A 16,507-nucleotide genomic window follows, 5' to 3' on the forward strand; every position below is an offset into this window, starting at 1 on the left:
TGTTCGGTGGCATCGCCGGCTGCGGTATGATCGGCCAGACCTTCCGGCCTAGCGCGTGGCGATACCTGTCTTTTGCCGATAGGTTTAAATCAGCTAGCAGAAGCTCTCGGGCTGTCGCTAGCTACCGTAAACCGCGCATTGGCGAACCTTCGAGACAGCGACCTCGCTGACTTCAAGAGCGGGTCGTTGACCGTGAAGAACTGGCACGGCCTGGCGGATATTGGTGAGTTCAATCCCCGCTACTTGCACCTAAAGCGCCCGCCGTTCTGAAGCGGGATGTGGACTGTCGAACGTAGCTCGAAAACATTAGCGGAACCTGAACCAAAATTCGGTGTTGAAGGGCGCAATCCACCCCCCAGCATTAGGAGCAAGCCGTGGCTGACAAAGATCTCAACGATCTGTTCCTCGATACTCTCAAGGACATCTATTACGCGGAAAAGCAGATCTATAAAGCCCTGCCGAAGATGGCGAAGGCCGCGCAGTCCGACCAATTGCGCGCAGCTTTCGATAAGCACCACACCGAGACTGAAGGCCAAATTGGTCGCCTCGAACAAATCTTCGATTCCCTCGGCAAAGCAGCTCGAGGAAAGAAGTGCGATGCGATCGAGGGTATTCTCGATGAAGGCAAGGAAATCATGGAGGAGTATGCTGACACTTCAGCTTTAGACGCTGGTCTGTTGGCAGCAGCCCAAGCCGTGGAGCATTACGAAATCTCCCGCTACGGCACATTGAAGACCTGGGCCGGGACCCTCGGCCACAAGGACGCGGTCAAGCTCCTCGATCAGACATTGGCCGAAGAAAAGAAGACTGATGACGCCCTTTCCAAGCTGGCGGTCAGTGCCGTCAACGCTGAGGCGGCGTAAATATTACAACGAAAGAGGCCGCCCACTGAGGCGGCCTTACTTTCCGCGCTCGATATCGCGGGCCTGTTGTTCCAGTTCGTCAGTAAGTTCGAGAATACGTCTGGCCGTTTCAGGATCGGTGGTCATACGCGCCATGGCCCGATACTTATCAACCTTGTCACGAAGTTCCCTGACTGTGCGCCTTGTATGCATCTCGTCCTCCGCCCATAGCGTTACGCGGGGAAGAGAAATTGGTTCTTTAGAACACCTCCAAATTGATGGTGCAGCCAAACTAGGCCACTGATGTCGGAAACAGGCCAGTACCAAAACTCGGTTCAAACCAATAGGGGAACGAATTGGCCTGATGTCCCTTCGTACTGCAAATGCCTAACCCGTTTCAGTTGTCGAATGGTTTTTTCATTCCTGTTGCTACATGTCGGCTAGTTCGTCCACCAAAATACGAACATTCTCGCTGTAGTCTACCGGGACTACCACGAGGCGAAGGCCGCCGGTCGCGAAGCGTTGGTACCAGACCGCCAGCCTCGGTCACGCGATGACCCTGGGCACCGTAGGACTGCGTAAGCGACGAAATCCGGATTGCCGAAAGTCATTCCAGCAACGGCGAAACCGTCGACGGCCTTCATCAGCGTCTTCATTTCGGCCTTGCCATCCCCATATTGGCTGCGGTGCCGATTAGATCAGGAGCCGGTTGTGTCGGAGCAGTTCAGCCTATTCGCCGATGAAAGAGTTGACCGTCCCGCAGGACTCCGCCACGCCGACAACTTCGTATCGCTCGACGTCGAAAAGGCGTTGATTCACGAGATCTCCACCCTGCCCCTGACGCCATTCCAGTTCGGCCAATACGAGGGCAAGCGCCGGATCGCCTCCTTCGGCTTCAGGTACGATTACACACTCCGCCGACTGACCGAGGCTGCTCCCATTCCGGAATGGCTCGGCGACGTGATCCAGAACGTCGAGGCATTCGGCGGTCCGTCGACGCGGATCCAGCAGGTGCTCTGCACGGAATACGACGTCGGCGTCGGGATCGGCTGGCACCGTGACAAGCCGCACTTCGACCGCATCTTCGGACTTTCGCTGGGTTCGGACTGCAAGCTGCGCTTCCGGAGATCTGCCTCTACCAAATGGGAGAGGTTCGCGTTGGAGGCCCGAGCCCGCTCGATCTATCTGATGTCCGACTCGTCGCGCACGGAATGGGAGCACAGTATCTCAGCCGTTCCGGACAAGCGGTACTCGATCACGTTCCGGACGATGGCAGGTCCCGTTGTTCTGGGAGCGATCTAGCGCTTAGGATGCTGGCCCGCGTTCGAGACACCGTAATCCACGGCGGTTGAGCTCCCTTGTCGTCTCCACTGCACTGCCCATAGTAATGATCGTTAAGTTAGTTGTCTTAGCGGCGCCGAAAAGCGGAAATCGCCCCCTCTTTGACGTCTTGGTCCCTTTAATGCACGAAAGCCTGGAGCCCTTCCTGTTGGGAAAAGCAGATCGTGGGCCATTGAATGTGTCAGAGACGCCGTTTATGAAGTCCGTGGAACCGCGAATTCAAATTTTCCGTAGAAATATTGCTATGATTCTTCGTGTTTCCGCCGGGGTGTTACCATTGATACCTCACCACACCCTTTCCGGCGTAAGATCGCGTGACGTCGGAGAATTCGCCTTCAAATGTCGCAGCGAGTGAGACGCCGTTGCGGAACGTCATTTCGGCGGCGGCCGTCGTGAGGGCTGCGTCATGTGCGACCGCCGCACCATTCACGACGAAGCTCGCGCCGGGCAATGACTGGAACGTTGCAGAGGCCGAGCGGTCGGTGTTGGTATCGTGCGCCCAGGCGGCACGGCCGCGCAGGGTCAGCATCGCGTCGCTGACGGCGAAGGACTTGTCCGAGCGCAGACCCAGTTCGGTGCGGGTGTCGGTCACCGTCTTCGCGGCGTAGTTCAGCGCAAACGTGCCCCCACCACCGTTGGCGCTTTCCGCATAGGCGGGCAGATCGAATGCAGTCACCTGCACGGCCGCATAGGGCGTGACGCCGACGCCACCGAAAGATGGCACGACAAAACGGTTGCCGCCCTCGACACGCGCCGAGTAGCTGTTGGCATTATACTCGGCACGCAGGCGATCGGTACCGGCGATGGTTACCGTGCGGTCGGTGGTGATGTCCTGCCAGCCATAGGCTGCAGCCGCGGTGATATAGGCGGACGCTACGTTGTGCCGGATGAAAGCGCCGGCCTGAAACAAATCAGATTGGCCGCTGCCGGCGTTTGCCAGCGAGAAGCTGGTGCCGCCACCGGCGAGCGCGAAGCCAGCCACAGTGGTCGGTGCCATCCAGTAATCGGCCCCGACGGCGAGGCCGCCGATACGCGAGGTGGCGTTGCTGGAGCCGAGCGTGCTGCTGCCGCTGGTCGTCTGCGAGCCACCGTAGCCGGCCGCCCAGACATTCCAGCGCGCCTCGAATGCGCGCGGCGGCGCCTTTGCAAACATCGCGAAGGCATCGCTCGGCTTGCGCCTGGCCGCGTAGCCCAGCGCATCCCCAGCGTAACCACTCACAGTCGGCGCATTGAAATCACGTCCCGCCGTAAACGGATCGGTCATCAACCCCATGAACAGGTTCATCGCGTCGAATGTCGCCTGTTGCGATCCCGTCGCGGTCTCGCCCGAGGCCTGCGTCAGCGCTTTGAGCAGTGCGTCACCCGACAGCGCAAACAGCGCATTGAAACCAGCTGGTATAGCGCCGCCACCGGCCAGCACCTTTTCGAGTCCGGCTGCAACGTTCTTCTCATTGATGGTGGCGGTGCCTGGCAGGCTGAATGACGTCAGGCCGGGATCAAGCGTCAACAGCACATCGTTGCCGACATAGCTGAGCCGCGCGTTGCTGGCGAAAATGCTGGGGGTGAGGAAATTCACGCCCGCAAAAGTGCCGCTCACGGTACCCGCCGTCATGATCGTATAGGTCGTCGTCGCCGTCAGGCGTGTCAGCGGATCCACCACGACCGTGCCGGCGAGAGTGGCGGTACCCGTGACGCTGGTCTTGTCGGATGTCGTGCCGGAGATCTGCACCAGGTAGGTCGCAGCCGTCGTCAAGGTCAGGTTGCCGCTCACACTGAGCGTGCCGATGGAGTTTCCGGGCGCCAGCGTGCCGCCGTTGATCAGCGTCTCGCCGACGGTGCCGTTGCCGCCGAGCATGCCGCCGGCGTTCACCGTGAGGAGACTTGCTGCGGAGAGATCGGTGTTCACCGACAATGTGCCGCCGTTGACCGTCACCGGTCCCGCATAAGTCGATGTGCCCGTGAGCGTCCAGTTGGATGACCCGGTCTTGTCGAGGAGGGCCCAGCCCGAACCGATCAGGCTGAGGTCGAAGCTGTTGCTGCCCGAGCCTGCGAAACGGAACGTGTCCGTGCCACTACCGAGCGCCCCGCCGGTCAGCGTTGCGGCTGGCCCGCTCATGATGAAGAGGTTGTTGGCGCCAAAAAGAAATAAAGCGAGGCCACTGGTGCCGGTAATGCTGCCGGCATTGGTGATCGTGGTGCTGCCGGCGGTCGTCACGATGCCGGTGTCGCCGCCGATCGAGCCGCTGTTCGTGAGTGTATTGACCGCGCCGCCTTGGAATATCACGCCTTGTCCGGTGATGCCTTGCACGGTCGCGCCGCTGCCGACGGAGACGTTCAGATTGCCGGCTCCTGTCGTCCCGGCGCTGATGCCAGCGGAAGCGGCGGTAATGTTGCCGTTCACCGCGACCGTGACGTCGTTATTGTTGGCGGCGTTGGAGATGGTCGCCTCGATGCCGGCCGACGCCCCGCTGATCGTTCCGGCAGTCGTAACGTTAACTGCACCGGTGCCCTGCGTGAAGGCCCAGACACCTTTGGTGCTGGTGCTGCCAGGCACACTGGACACGCTGGACACATTGATCGTGCTGCCCGCGCTCGTATTGACCGAGACCGTGCCTGCTCCCCCCGAGTTGAACGCAGTCAACCCGGTCGTGTCGGCGAAGATCGTCCCGCCGGTCTGCGACAGGTTGACTTCTCCGTTGCCGGACCGGGACGCCTGAATACCGGTTCTGAAGAGAGCGCCGGCGCTGCCGATATTGGCATCCGAAATGATATCGACGGCGCCGCCAAACGTACCGAGCGATAGCGCAAAGATGCCGATACTGCTATCGGGCGTGCCACTGGCATTCGTGATCGTCGTGTTGCCGGTCAGCACGCCAGAGAGGCTTCCCCCGTTGCTTTGCATGCCCAAACCAAACCCGGTGCTGGCCGTTGCCGTAACGCTGCCGCCATTCAGGAAGACATTGATCGCACCGTCATTCGATTGAGCGGTAATGCCCGAACCGCCGGAAAAATTCGCCGCGACGGGTGCGCTGCTCGTGCCCACCGCAATGGCGCCATTGCCTGAGCTTGAAACAGCAGACAGGCCGACGGCACCGCCGGTGGCACTGCCATTGCCGGAATAGGCGATGTTTCCATCGGCGGAACTGAGATGGATCCCGTTGCCGGCCCCCGTCACTGCACCATTGTTAGTGAATGTGACGGGACTTCCGGGTTCGGTCGTAGAAATCCAGAGCCCCTCTCCGCTGACCGTTTGGCCGGCGTTGACCGCGCCGGTCACTGCGCCATCGGAGGTGAATTCCTGCTTATAATCGTTCGACGTCGTCGATGCCGCGTTAGTGTTTGTCGTGAAAGTTGTTACCGTCGTGTCGCAGGTGACAGTATTCGGCACGCCCCCTCCGGATATGGTGCAGGCAGCGAGCGCACTGTTGGAATGGCCGGCCACGCCGAAGACCAGGGCCCCGGTAAAGGTCGTGCCAGCGAGCAGGGCGCGTCTGACATTCGCTCGCGACTGTTGAAACTGCTTCTGCATAGCGCTGCCTGCGTGCGGCCCGTCTTCGCGGGCCACGATTTGAGATTAATTTTTTTGAACGTGGAAAGTCGCGTCGTCCGATCAGGCGGACGGCTGCTTGGCCTTGCGCAGATAGGGCAGAACGGCATCGAAGGCGCCGAAACGTTTGACGGCGTCCTCATCCGAGACCGAGCCGGCGATCACGATATCTTCACCGGGCATCCAGTCAGCGGGCGTCGCAACCGGAAAATTGGCCGTGAGCTGCATCGAATCGATAGCCCGCAGGATTTCGCGGAAATTACGACCGGTCGTCATCGGATAGGTCAGGGTCAGCTTCACCTTCTTGTCGGGGCCGATGATGAACACCGAGCGCACCGTCTGATTGTCGGCCGGCGTGCGACCTTCCGACGTATCGCCGGCAGTCGATGGCAGCATGTCAAAGAGCTTGGCGACCTTGAGCTCCTGGTCTCCGATCATCGGATAGTTGACCTCATGGCCCGTTGCCTTGTGGATGTCGCCCTTCCACTTTTTGTGATTCTCGACCGGATCGACGGAGATGCCGATGATCTTGGTATTGCGCTTATCGAACTCGCCTTTCAGGCCCGCCATCGTGCCGAGCTCGGTCGTGCAGATCGGCGTGAAGTCTTTCGGATGCGAGAACAGGACCGCCCAACCGTCGCCGATCCATTCATGGAAGGCGATCGGTCCTTCGGTGGTGTCAGCGGTGAAATCCGGTGCGATGTCGTTGATGCGAAGGGTCATGTCCCTGCTCCCCATAATCGATTGTGCCAGACCCGGCGCGGTTGCAGCTGCTGGAAAAGCAGCGCGCGGCCATGGTCCCCGACTCCCACTTGCCATGGGCGGCGATGGCCGCACTATGCAATTCCGGCATGAACGGATGGGGGATCCCTGCGCGAGATCCAGAGCGTTTTCGAGCGAAATGGGGCCAACTCGCGTTTAAAAAACGCGTAAAAACAGGCTTCTAGCGTTCGTTCCGGCGTAAGGTCTCGGAAGGAAGCTCACCGAAGCGAAGGCGATAAGCCTGTGCAAAACGGCCGAGCTCCCAGAAGCCGTATTGCATGGCGACATTTGTCACCAGGGTCGTGGCCGGATCGGACACCAACAGCCTGTCACGAACCAGGTCGAATCGTCGATTGCGGGCATATTGTGCCGCGCTCTCTCCAAGAAAGTGCTGGCAAGCGAGGTTGAGCGTTCGCTGAGCCACGCCGATCTCTGCACAAATGTCGCCGAGCGATAACATCTCCTCGGGGCGATCTTCCAGAGCGCGTTCGAAGCGAGCAACGATCTGGCGATGGCGGCCGATAGCGGCCCGGTCCGGCTTCACCTGGCCACCGATGAGGCAGGCGAGAAGTGTATCCAGGATGGTGCCGGAAAGTGCCTTGGCCGATTGCGGCGCCTCGATAATCCACGGCGTCTCCCTGATTGTGCGCGCTATATCATCCGTGAGCCGGACAAGGCGCGCCATCGCCGCCTCCGGCGCCACGAACATCCGGTCATCATCGAGCGGCACCCCATGGTCCAAACCCATCAATGCCCGCGCGTGCGTGGCGAGCAGATCGAACGGCATCGTAATGATAGCAAAGGCCCAAGGCAGTCCCGGCGGAGAACTCGTGACGGTCCGCTCGTTCGGTCGACGGTGAAAAATATGCTGGCCAAACAGCTCTCTGCCCGAAACGCGACGGACGATGGCAGGTTCGGTGGCAAACATGAAAGTATGCTGGTTCGCAACAATCGCGGATATAGGAATTCCCTCGTTGAACCTGCCAACCCCTATACTGAGTTGGCCGAAAGCTGCACGCGCCATGGTCGCATGAAAATTATTACGTGCTCGTCCAGTCGGACGGGGACCGCCAGCCAATGCATTGATAGCGCCGATCGCCTCCGCCATCTCCTCCTGCCTCGAAAACGCGCCGTAATAAGCACGGGCAGGCTCGTCGAATTTCTGATCTGGCGTCATGATCGCGATGTCGCCTTACAGGCTCGCACAATCGTCATAAGATTGTTCAACGGTGTCTCAGAAATAATATCATACCACGGAAGTCAAGATACTGCTTGGCGGGATGCCGTCGGGTCGAGCGTAGAAGAACCATAGCTGGGCAGTTGACCAGCAAGAACGGCGGGCCGTTCCGCCAACCGCGCTGTCAGTCGCAAAGAGGCCTCATGCGTCAAAGACGCTCGATCGTTTGGCAAGACGTGACAAATCTCAGTCGCACCGACGAAACTCACCTGATCGTGCTAAGTGTCCGCGTTGAAGCAACGCAAAGGCCGAGCTTGGTCGAGGACGTCCTGCGATCCGTGCTGGAAAGCGGTATCGCACTGGCATACATATGTGCTCGTCACCGCGTCGATTCATTTCGGAGAAGCCCGATTTTCCATCTCATTTTTGGCCTTCCCTGGCTGCTCGTCGTCACCCGCTTCCTCTGGCCCCTTCATCTTCCACTTGCTGCAAAATATACGATCGCGCTGCTTCTGCTCGTGGCATCGCAATTCCATTTCTGGAGCAAACTCTCGTCGGGTTCGGTGCTCTGTCCCGAATTTCCACGCCCGGTCGTCGTCCTTTTCAACTGGGCCTTCGGCGGCATCATTCTTCTCGCGCTACTGCAACTGCTGCTGGACGCAGCAACGCTCGTCGGTGCGCTGATCCCTGGTGGTAGCTTCAGCGTGCCCGACGGCTTCCGGTACGCGATGGCGGGTCTGGCGGCCTGTCTGGCTGCGATCGGCGTGATGCAAGCCACACGAATTCCACCTCTGAAAGACATAGAAGTAGGCATCCAAGGGCTTCCGCGGCAATTCGACGGTTACACGATCCTGCAACTGACAGATCTTCACATTAGCCGCCTGTTTCCCGCCGCATGGGCGCGTGCCGTCGTGGAGCGCTCGAACATCCTCGGCGTGGATCTGATCGCGATCACGGGAGATTTGATCGACGGCACGCTCGACGTCCGACGCGCGGACGTCGAGCCGCTTCGGGACCTGCGTGCGACCGACGGCGTTTACGTGATCCCCGGCAACCACGAATACTACTTCGGCTACGCTGCCTGGATGCAGCACTACGCTTCGATGGGAATGGTCACGCTGGAGAACAGGCACGTCGTTCTCGATCGCGGCGGCGGGCGGCTCGTCCTCGCTGGCGTTACCGATCGTGCATCGCGCGGCGGCGGCTTGACCGCTCCGGACATCGAGGCCGCCGTCGATGGTTCCCCCGACGGCGCTCCGGTCATCCTACTCGATCATCAGCCGAGCGAAGCTCCGCGCGCCGCAGCGCTCGGCGTGAAGCTTCAGCTTTCCGGACATACGCATGGTGGATTGATCGTCGGGCTGGATCGGCTCGCCGCGCGCGCCAACGCGGGCTATGTCTCCGGCCGCTACCAGATCGGTGCGATGACGCTCTACGTGAACAACGGCACTGGTCTGTGGCCCGGATTCGCATTGCGTCTCGGCCGGCCGTCGGAACTCACGCGCGTTACACTGCGCCAAGCAGCGCCCTCAGGGCTTTAGGACAGTCTCTGTCATCGCCGCCGTTGCCAATGACCGGTGTCCCGACTAATTGAAGACCCTGCACGCCAGACAGAATTCCCACTGGCGATAGGCGGCCAGCAGAGGACGACAGGCGCCCTAGTGCTGCATGTCGGCTAGTTCGTCCACCAAAACACGAACATTCTCGCTGTAGTCCACCGGCACTACCACGAGGTGGAGGCCACCAGCTGCGAAGGCCTTCTCCAGTGTCGGCGCCAGACCGCCCGCCTCGGTCACGCGATGGCCCTGGGCGCCGTAGGACTGCGCGTAGGCGACGAAATCCGGATTGCCGAAAGTCATCCCCGCATCGGCAAAACCGTCGACGGCCTGCTTCCATCTGATCATCCCGTAGGCATGATCCTCGATGACGAGCACGACCAGATCGAGCTTCAGACGCTGCGCGGTCTCCAGTTCCTGCGAATTCATCATAAAACCGCCGTCGCCGGCGACAACGAGCACACGACGCTTCGGATTCAGCAGCGCCGCCATCATGCCCGACGGAAGCCCCGCTCCCATTGTCGCAAGCGCGTTGTCGAGCAGCAGCGTGTTGGCGACGTCCGTGCGGTAGTTGCGCGCGAACCATATCTTGTACATCCCGTTGTCCAACGCGACGATGCCGTCTGGTGGCATGACCTGGCGGACGTCGTGGACGATCCGCTGCGGTGTCAGCGGAAAGCGGTCTTCGCTGGCACGGTCGCCGATGTGGCGCAGGATGTCCGCGCGCACGCCGTCCCACCGCGTGGTCTGCTTGAGCTTTCCTTCGAGCTCGGTCGCCAGCATATCGAGACCTTTCGCGATGTCGCCGATAAGTTCAGCTTGCGGGTAGTAAACTTCCTCGATCGTTGCCGGCGTAAAGCCAATGTGGAGCACCTGATGGCGGCCACGCCCCATAATAAATGGCGGCTTTTCGATGGTGTCGTGGCCGATGGTGATGATCAGGTCAGCGCAGTCGATCGCGCGATGGACGTAGTCGCGTTCGCTCAGCGCCGCCGTGCCGACATAGTAGTCAGACGCCCCGCCAACGGCACCCTTCCCCATCTGCGTGTTGAAGAATGGGATCTTCACCCGGCGGACGAATTCGGAGAGCGCGGGCGCGAGCCTGGGCCTGCTGGCACCCGCACCGAACATGAGCAACGGGCATTTCGCCGAGAGGATGAGCTCGGCGGCCTTCCGGACGGCGTCCGTCGAGGGCGCCGGGAGATCGGTCGGGTGGACCGGGACGACCGAAACGTCGGAAACCTTCTCCGCCGCGACATCTTCCGGAAGCTCCAGGTGCACGGGTCCGGGACGCTCCTCCATCGCAATCCGAAAAGCGTTCCGGACGACGGTCGCGATGGAAGATGCACTTACGATCTGCTGCGACAGTTTCGTGAGCGGCTTCATGCTCGCGACGACATCCACGATCTGGAAGTGCGCCTGCCGGCTGGCGTGGATTGCCTTCTGGCCAGTGATCAGGACCATCGGCATGCCTCCCAGGAGCGCATAGGCAGCCCCTGTAGAGAGATTCAGGGCTCCGGGCCCCAAAGTGCTGAGGGCGACACCTGGCCTCCCTGTGAGGCGCCCGTGGGTCGCAGCCATGAAGGCGGCGGGCTGCTCGTGACGCGTGACGACCAGTTCGATGGACGACTTGCGCAAGCTCTCGACGACATCGAGGTTCTCCTCGCCCGGGACGCCAAAGATGCGGTCGACGCCCTCATTTTCGAGAGCCGCCACTAGGAGATCGGAGCCTTTCATTTCCTGGTCCTCACTGTTCATCGTCAAGCTCCTCCATTTGCGCAGTACCGTATCGGACAAACAGGTCCATTTAATGAAACGTTTGGTGGACTAGGCGTCTGAAGCGCGCCTTTCCCTTGCCAGGATATGCGCCTCCTCGATAGCACCTGCCAGGAACCGACCGGCAGCCGAGAGGACGATGGTTGCTGACCCGCGTTCGAGACGCCATATCCTCGGCCGTTGACGATCCGATCTGCTTGCCCTGTAAGATCGTAGTCCAAGGCCTGAAGAAGGATGCAACAGATGCGCATAATGTGGATCGCCGTACTTGCCATCATGCTGCCCGCTGCCGCGCTGGCGCAAGACATCACGCAGCGCCCCGTCCGAACCGAACGCATCTCAGGCACTCCAGTGGGCGTCGGCCTCTATGAGGTCGCTCCAGACGGCACCGTTCTGATCGACTGGCGCGCCGTCGAGGCGGCGGCCGATGGACCGGCCGATCGCGCATCCACTCCGGTTGCGAAGGCGATGCTGGCGATCAGAGACAGCAAATGGAAACCGATGGCCCGGTGACGGACGACGTCGCGCCAGAAACCCGACAGCGTAAGATCATCCATATCGACATGGATGCCTTCTACGCGTCAGTCGAACAGCGGGATAATCCGGAGCTTCGCGGCAAACCAGTCGCCGTTGGCGGCTCTCGGGAGCGCGGGGTCGTGGCTGCAGCGAGTTACGAAGCCCGCAAATTCGGCGTCCGCTCGGCGATGCCGTCCGTTACCGCCAAACGCCAGTGTCCAGATCTAATCTTCGTGAAACCGCGCTTCGAGGTCTACAAGACTATCAGCCAGCAGATCCGTGAGATCTTCGCCGAGCACACGCCCATCGTCGAACCGCTATCCCTGGACGAGGCTTATCTGGACGTCACCGAAAACCTTCAGGGTATTCGACTAGCGCGCGACATTGCGCTGACTATTCGCGCTAAAATCAAGGACGAGACCGGGCTTAACGCCTCCGCCGGCATCTCCTACAACAAGTTCCTGGCCAAACTTGCCTCCGACCATCGCAAGCCAAACGGTCAGTATGTCATCTCTCCAGAGATGGGCCCAGCCTTCGTGGAGACCCTGCCCGTCGCCAAGTTCCACGGTATCGGACCGGCGACTGCGGCCAAATTCAATACATTGGGTATCCAGACGGGCCTCGACATCCGGAACCAGTCGCTGACATTCCTGGCAGCGCACTTCGGCAAAGCCGGGACCTATTACTACTGGATATCACGCGGCATAGACGAGCGTCCTGTCCGCGCCAACCGCATCCGGAAATCCATCGGCGCCGAGAACACTTTCTTCGACGACCTCACCGAGTTCAACGCCATGGTCGCTGCGCTGCAGCCCCTGGTCGACAAAGTGTGGCAGCACTGCGCGAACACCGGAAACCGCGGGCGAACCGTCACGCTGAAGGTGAAGTTCGCTGACTTTGGAATCATGTCACGAAGCCAATCAATGCCGACAGCCGTATCAAACCGTGGAGAACTCGAACGGGTCGCAATATCACTTCTCGAGCGCTCAATGCCACTGCCGAAAGCAGTGCGGCTGCTCGGTGTGTCGCTATCGACACTTCAGACGAATGGGGACGACGCGCAATCCCAGTTCCAATTACCAATCTAGCAGCGCTAGGCCGATTCAGTCCGTCGGTCAGTGATCGCCTTGCGCAGCGTGCGCGACAAAAGCTCAACCGAATACGGCTTCTGGATGAGTTCAAAGCCTGTATGGGCGTTTTCGGCTAGAACGTGGCTGTAGCCACTTGTCAGAACGACCGGCAATCCAGGGTATCGGTCGCGGATAATCGTGGCCATCTCCACTCCGTTCATGCCGGGCATGATGACGTCCGAAAACACAAGGTCGAATGCGAATTCATCCTTGGCTAGAACGTCCAGTGCCGCGGAAGCTGACGTCACCCAGTCGGTTGCGTATCCGAGATCCTGCAGAAGCTCTGTCGAGAATCCCCCGACATCCGTATTATCCTCGACAACAAGAACGCGGTGCCCCCGCCCGCTTGTCGCTGCGCTTGCTAATGGCGGCGCGCTGCTTTCGACTTCGGCGCCAGTTTCGGCCTGCGGCAGATAAATTGTGAACGTCGCGCCCGCTCCAAGCGTGCTTTTGACGCCGATCTCGCCGCCCGTCTGTTTGGCGAACCCGAAGGCCTGACTCAAGCCGAGGCCCGTTCCTTTTCCCACGTCCTTGGTCGTGAAAAATGGCTCAAAAATCGCATCCAGGTACTCGCTAGCGATGCCGACGCCAGAGTCAGTTACGGAAACCGCGATGAAGTCGCCCTCCTTCTGAGGATGAGAACGCATCCCCGGGATCGAGTCGACTGCCGCGACACCAATGACGAGGCGCGCTTCGCCGTTCATGGCGTCGCGTGCATTAACAGCGAGATTGACCAACGCGGTTTCGAACTGCGTTATATCGGCCATGGCGAACTGGTCGGCACTCTCAACTTCAAGATCAATCTGAATCCGGCCGCCGACCAGTGGTCGGATCAGATTCGCCACGCTCGCGACCTGTGTACAAACATTGAAGACGCGCGGAGCAAGCGGCTGTCGGCGAGCGAATGAAAGCAACTGTCCGGTCAGCTTGGCCGCACGGTCAACAGTATCGGAAATCGCGTCGATATACCGCCCTCGTCTCTCCTCTGGAAGATCGCGCCGACGAAGAAAATCTGTGGCTGACCTGATAATCGTCAGGAGATTGTTGAAGTCGTGCGCCACTCCTCCGGTGAGTTGTCCGACCGCCTCCATCTTCTGAGCCTGGCGCAGAGCGTCCTCGTTCCGGCGACGCTCGGTCACATCGACGGCATCTGCCAAGACGGCTGTAATCCTACCTCCACCGCCAAATACTGGGCGCATGGCGAGGTCGAGATGCCGCTCCGCGCCGGATAGGTTCAATTGAACTTCGGCGCGCCACGCATCGCCGCTCAGTGCGGTTTTAAACGCGCTGAGAACTCGTTCGGGCATACGGGGCGTCGCAGTAAACCAGGGTGTATCCCAGAACGGCATCCCGAGCACTGTCTTCGCTTCGACCGCGATGGCGGCAAGTGCGACCGCATTCGCGAAAACGAGCGTACCATCGAGCGCGAGAACAACGCTGGAGAAACTTCGGCACCGATATGAATTGCGTGCCCCGGAGTGATCCCTTACAGGAGTTCAGATCGCCGCCCCCGGACGTCTGACCTCCATGCCCAAAAAGAAAGCGACCGCCGACGAGCTGATCTGGCTCTTTCACGAGAAGCTTGCAGGCACTGACCTGCCCAATGCCAAAATCGCGATCATCCCAATTGGTAGCGGCAATTGGTCGGCTCTGACGGATGCTACCGAACGGCGCCGCTACCCTCATCTGGCAACAACTGTCGCCCGCATCGAGAAGCAGATGCGAGGTCGTTACAGTTTGAAGGAAAGCTGATTTCACGTCGAGCGACGCCAATACCGCCGGCCGCGACAGTTTGCTGCTAAGGTTTCTACCAGAGGGCGGGGACCGATGGCAAAGAAGCCGATTTCCAAAGCCGATTTGGCGAAGCTTATCCGCCATCGCATGGACGAACATTCCGAGTGCCCGCCGGGGATTTCCGTTGAGATACGGAAGGTCAAGACCTCCGAGGGTCCAGGCTGGAGCGCAGTTACAAATCCCACCGACAGCATCTCCTATGTCAAATGCGCTCGCATCGTCGGAGCGCTGACGCTGGAGCTTCGGAAGAAGTATGAGCTCTCCGACGACTGACATTGGACGGACTGCGCGTCTGTCCCTCGGAACTAAACCGCCCTTGGCCTGTTTTATGACCCCATCGACAAAGGGGGCATTTTGAACAAGACGAATGAGTTTGACCTCCTTACGCGGCCTAACGCCCAGGTCCCAGAGCTCGCTTCAACGGGCGACGAGCAAAGCCTCGTCAAAGCCCGTTACAGCAGATCAATCCTGAAGGTCGCCGCGATCAGCACCGATCAGGAAGCTCGTATTCTGCTGAACGGCTTGGCCACTGAACAGATCACCGCTAATACGTCCTCCCCCATGGCCGAGGCCGAACGAGCAGCTTTGACAGCGATCCGCGATCTGGCTGGATATCAGCTCGGCCGAAGTGTCCCCCAAAGCTCCAGCGAGTGGATGCGCGCCGCTCGCGCCGTTCAGCTGTGGCTGAACGTTCACGATCAATAGCCATCCTGCGCACGTCATATGGGGAAATGCTGCGATGGTGCTCGTTCTGCCCCAAACAGCGCCGGTTAACATGGATGGCCACCCAGCCGATCAGAGCCTTCACGACGCCGTTGATGATTTCCTGCATGCCTGATCGATCTCAATCGAGGCAGCAAATGTGGTTGGTTCGGCCACGACAAACCACGGGCGCCAGAACAAGGAGCTTCTAATTTCACCTTTGAGGGGTTCAATTTGCTCGGAGGCCGCCGAGCGCGGTACGGACTGCGCTGGAAATCAGAAGATGCAAATGCGCAGAAAACTTGAGTTGGCGATGATCGCGATTTATGGAGCAGCTCTGCTCGCCGGGATCTCGGCCGAGGCCATCGCGTCGATCGTCAAATAAACCTGGCTGCTCGGACGAACACGCGCGATGCCGTCGCGGGGCGGAATCCCCTCCCTATTAGGAGATAAACAGCCTCCATTTCGGGAGTTTTCATCGACAACCATCTGGCTTGTAGAGTGGGGCTCCCTTCACGCACGGAGCAACACCCATGAAAACACTCGCCGATCCGAACAAGTCCAGCTTCCATTGGCTAAGAGTCTTAGCCACATTTGTTGGGGTCCTGCTCGATCTGATTGAGCTGGCCCAAATCTCCATCAACCTATTTCAATGGGCATGCCTCAAACTTCGCTGATCACTGGCTTACCGGCTGTCGTGACGAAGGGAAGGTTCTTAAGGCCAGTCACCGCGGGCAACGGCGCGCCCTTCGGCCAATAAAAGCCGACGACTGCGCTCTCCGCATACGGTGCGACCGAGACTTGGTCGTTCTGATTGCGGCCGCAGCAGGCCAGCGCACCTGCAACACGGTCCATGGCCGCGGCGGCATCCACCACGCCGGTCACGGCAAGCCCCTGCTTCCGCTGAAAATCCTCAACAGCGGTATCGGTCTGTGGCCCGAAATAACCGGTGCGACGTCGCAGTGGCAGAACGCAACGGCTAAAGAGCGCAAGACGTTTCTGGAGTCCGCGTTGAAAGAATTGCGGATGGGGACACGGTGGTCATTCGAACCCCGCTTGATGGCTAGATACCAAGTCCAGGCCAAGATCAGAGCCCGCCACGCCGAGCAAAAGGCGGTGCTTTGGGAACCACGGGGACCGTGCTATCTCGCTCCGATGGTGGAAGTTTTTCAGATTATATTGTTGATGAGCATCGTTGGAATGCTCATCGCGGCCCTTGTGAAATGGATCAGCGGGATACGACACCGCCGCTACCATTCACGACTGAATCAGACTCCTAAACCCGACGAAGATTGACTGCCCGCCACAGGGTAGCGATGGACATGGTGCCTGCCAAAACACACCGGCTAGTCGAAGTGTTCATC

General features: G+C 59.8%; 15 protein-coding genes and 3 pseudogenes. 10 read left to right on the forward strand and 8 right to left on the reverse strand.

Translation table 11 applies throughout. The annotated features are described in order from the left end of the window. Window positions 1-69: 69 nt before the first annotated feature. Window positions 70-270 (forward strand): annotated as a pseudogene (locus HP556_RS04575) (helix-turn-helix domain-containing protein); the annotation flags it as partial. 104 nt (window positions 271-374) lie between these two features. Next, window positions 375-863, forward strand: a complete 489-nt coding sequence (locus tag HP556_RS04580) for a DUF892 family protein (protein WP_175366081.1) — start codon at window positions 375-377, stop codon at window positions 861-863. Between the two features lie 36 nt (window positions 864-899). Here HP556_RS04580 and HP556_RS04585 read toward each other — a convergent pair whose 3' ends face one another. After that, window positions 900-1,055, reverse strand: a complete 156-nt coding sequence (locus tag HP556_RS04585; RefSeq protein WP_175366082.1) for a hypothetical protein — start codon at window positions 1,053-1,055, stop codon at window positions 900-902. A gap of 216 nt (window positions 1,056-1,271) precedes the next feature. Further along, window positions 1,272-1,483, reverse strand: a pseudogene (locus HP556_RS30180) (acetolactate synthase large subunit); the annotation flags it as partial. Between the two features lie 70 nt (window positions 1,484-1,553). Between HP556_RS30180 and HP556_RS04590 the strand changes: the two are divergent. After that, window positions 1,554-2,144, forward strand: coding sequence for an alpha-ketoglutarate-dependent dioxygenase AlkB (locus HP556_RS04590; protein ID WP_175366092.1), 591 nt, complete (start codon window positions 1,554-1,556; stop codon window positions 2,142-2,144). A 310-nt stretch (window positions 2,145-2,454) separates the two neighbouring features. Here HP556_RS04590 and HP556_RS30455 read toward each other — a convergent pair whose 3' ends face one another. The 3 genes from HP556_RS30455 to HP556_RS04605 form a co-directional block, all read right to left on the reverse strand. Continuing rightward, the gene (locus HP556_RS30455; RefSeq protein WP_175366083.1) at window positions 2,455-5,571 is read right to left on the reverse strand and encodes an autotransporter domain-containing protein; all 3,117 of its coding nucleotides are present in this window, start codon (window positions 5,569-5,571) and stop codon (window positions 2,455-2,457) included. Window positions 5,572-5,793: 222 nt separating this feature from the next. Further along, entirely contained in the window at window positions 5,794-6,453 is a 660-nt protein-coding gene (locus tag HP556_RS04600; RefSeq protein WP_175366084.1) for a peroxiredoxin, read from the reverse strand. A gap of 220 nt (window positions 6,454-6,673) precedes the next feature. After that, window positions 6,674-7,669 (reverse strand): AraC family transcriptional regulator, encoded by a 996-nt coding sequence (locus tag HP556_RS04605; protein WP_175366085.1) that lies wholly within the window; start codon window positions 7,667-7,669, stop codon window positions 6,674-6,676. Between the two features lie 410 nt (window positions 7,670-8,079). Between HP556_RS04605 and HP556_RS04610 the strand changes: the two genes are divergently transcribed. Next, window positions 8,080-9,210 carry a metallophosphoesterase gene (locus HP556_RS04610; protein WP_175366093.1) on the forward strand — a complete coding sequence of 377 codons (1,131 nt, stop codon included), beginning with the start codon at window positions 8,080-8,082 and terminating at the stop codon, window positions 9,208-9,210. 117 nt (window positions 9,211-9,327) lie between these two features. Here the strand turns inward: HP556_RS04610 and HP556_RS04615 are convergent, their stop codons facing one another. Further along, window positions 9,328-10,962 (reverse strand): acetolactate synthase large subunit, encoded by a 1,635-nt coding sequence (locus HP556_RS04615; protein WP_420878643.1) that lies wholly within the window; start codon window positions 10,960-10,962, stop codon window positions 9,328-9,330. A 282-nt stretch (window positions 10,963-11,244) separates the two neighbouring features. Here HP556_RS04615 and HP556_RS04620 point away from each other — a divergent pair, with 282 nt between their 5' ends. Further along, window positions 11,245-11,514, forward strand: a complete 270-nt coding sequence (locus HP556_RS04620) for a hypothetical protein (RefSeq protein WP_175366086.1) — start codon at window positions 11,245-11,247, stop codon at window positions 11,512-11,514. Beyond that, window positions 11,493-12,605, forward strand: a complete 1,113-nt coding sequence (dinB, locus tag HP556_RS04625) for a DNA polymerase IV (protein WP_175366087.1) — start codon at window positions 11,493-11,495, stop codon at window positions 12,603-12,605. Before HP556_RS04620 ends, dinB begins: the two co-directional genes overlap by 22 nt. A gap of 5 nt (window positions 12,606-12,610) precedes the next feature. On the opposite strand, the pseudogene HP556_RS04630 reads toward dinB, so the two are convergent. Then, a pseudogene (locus HP556_RS04630) lies at window positions 12,611-14,071 on the reverse strand (ATP-binding protein); the annotation flags it as partial. Between the two features lie 103 nt (window positions 14,072-14,174). Between HP556_RS04630 and HP556_RS04635 the strand changes: the two are divergent. The 4 genes from HP556_RS04635 to HP556_RS04650 all read left to right on the forward strand — a co-directional run bounded on the left by HP556_RS04635 (window position 14,175) and on the right by HP556_RS04650 (window position 15,820). Beyond that, a complete protein-coding gene (locus HP556_RS04635) occupies window positions 14,175-14,399 on the forward strand; it encodes a hypothetical protein (RefSeq protein ID WP_175366088.1) in 225 nt (74 codons plus the stop codon). Window positions 14,400-14,474: 75 nt separating this feature from the next. After that, a complete protein-coding gene (locus HP556_RS04640; RefSeq protein WP_175366089.1) occupies window positions 14,475-14,714 on the forward strand; it encodes a hypothetical protein in 240 nt (79 codons plus the stop codon). A gap of 81 nt (window positions 14,715-14,795) precedes the next feature. After that, on the forward strand, window positions 14,796-15,146 hold the full coding sequence (locus HP556_RS04645) for a hypothetical protein (protein WP_175366090.1): 351 nt from the start codon (window positions 14,796-14,798) through the stop codon (window positions 15,144-15,146). A 530-nt stretch (window positions 15,147-15,676) separates the two neighbouring features. Further along, window positions 15,677-15,820: a hypothetical protein gene (locus tag HP556_RS04650; RefSeq protein ID WP_175366091.1), complete on the forward strand. Its 144-nt coding sequence runs from the start codon at window positions 15,677-15,679 to the stop codon at window positions 15,818-15,820. Here HP556_RS04650 and HP556_RS30555 read toward each other — a convergent pair. Further along, complete coding sequence (locus tag HP556_RS30555; RefSeq protein ID WP_175366095.1) at window positions 15,807-16,112, reverse strand: peptidoglycan-binding domain-containing protein; 306 nt, start codon at window positions 16,110-16,112, stop codon at window positions 15,807-15,809. The genes HP556_RS04650 and HP556_RS30555 overlap by 14 nt on opposite strands. Between the last annotated feature and the right edge of the window lie 395 nt (window positions 16,113-16,507).

The sequence above is a fragment of the Tardiphaga robiniae genome, from assembly GCF_013359755.1.
GTDB lineage: Bacteria > Pseudomonadota > Alphaproteobacteria > Rhizobiales > Xanthobacteraceae > Tardiphaga > Tardiphaga robiniae.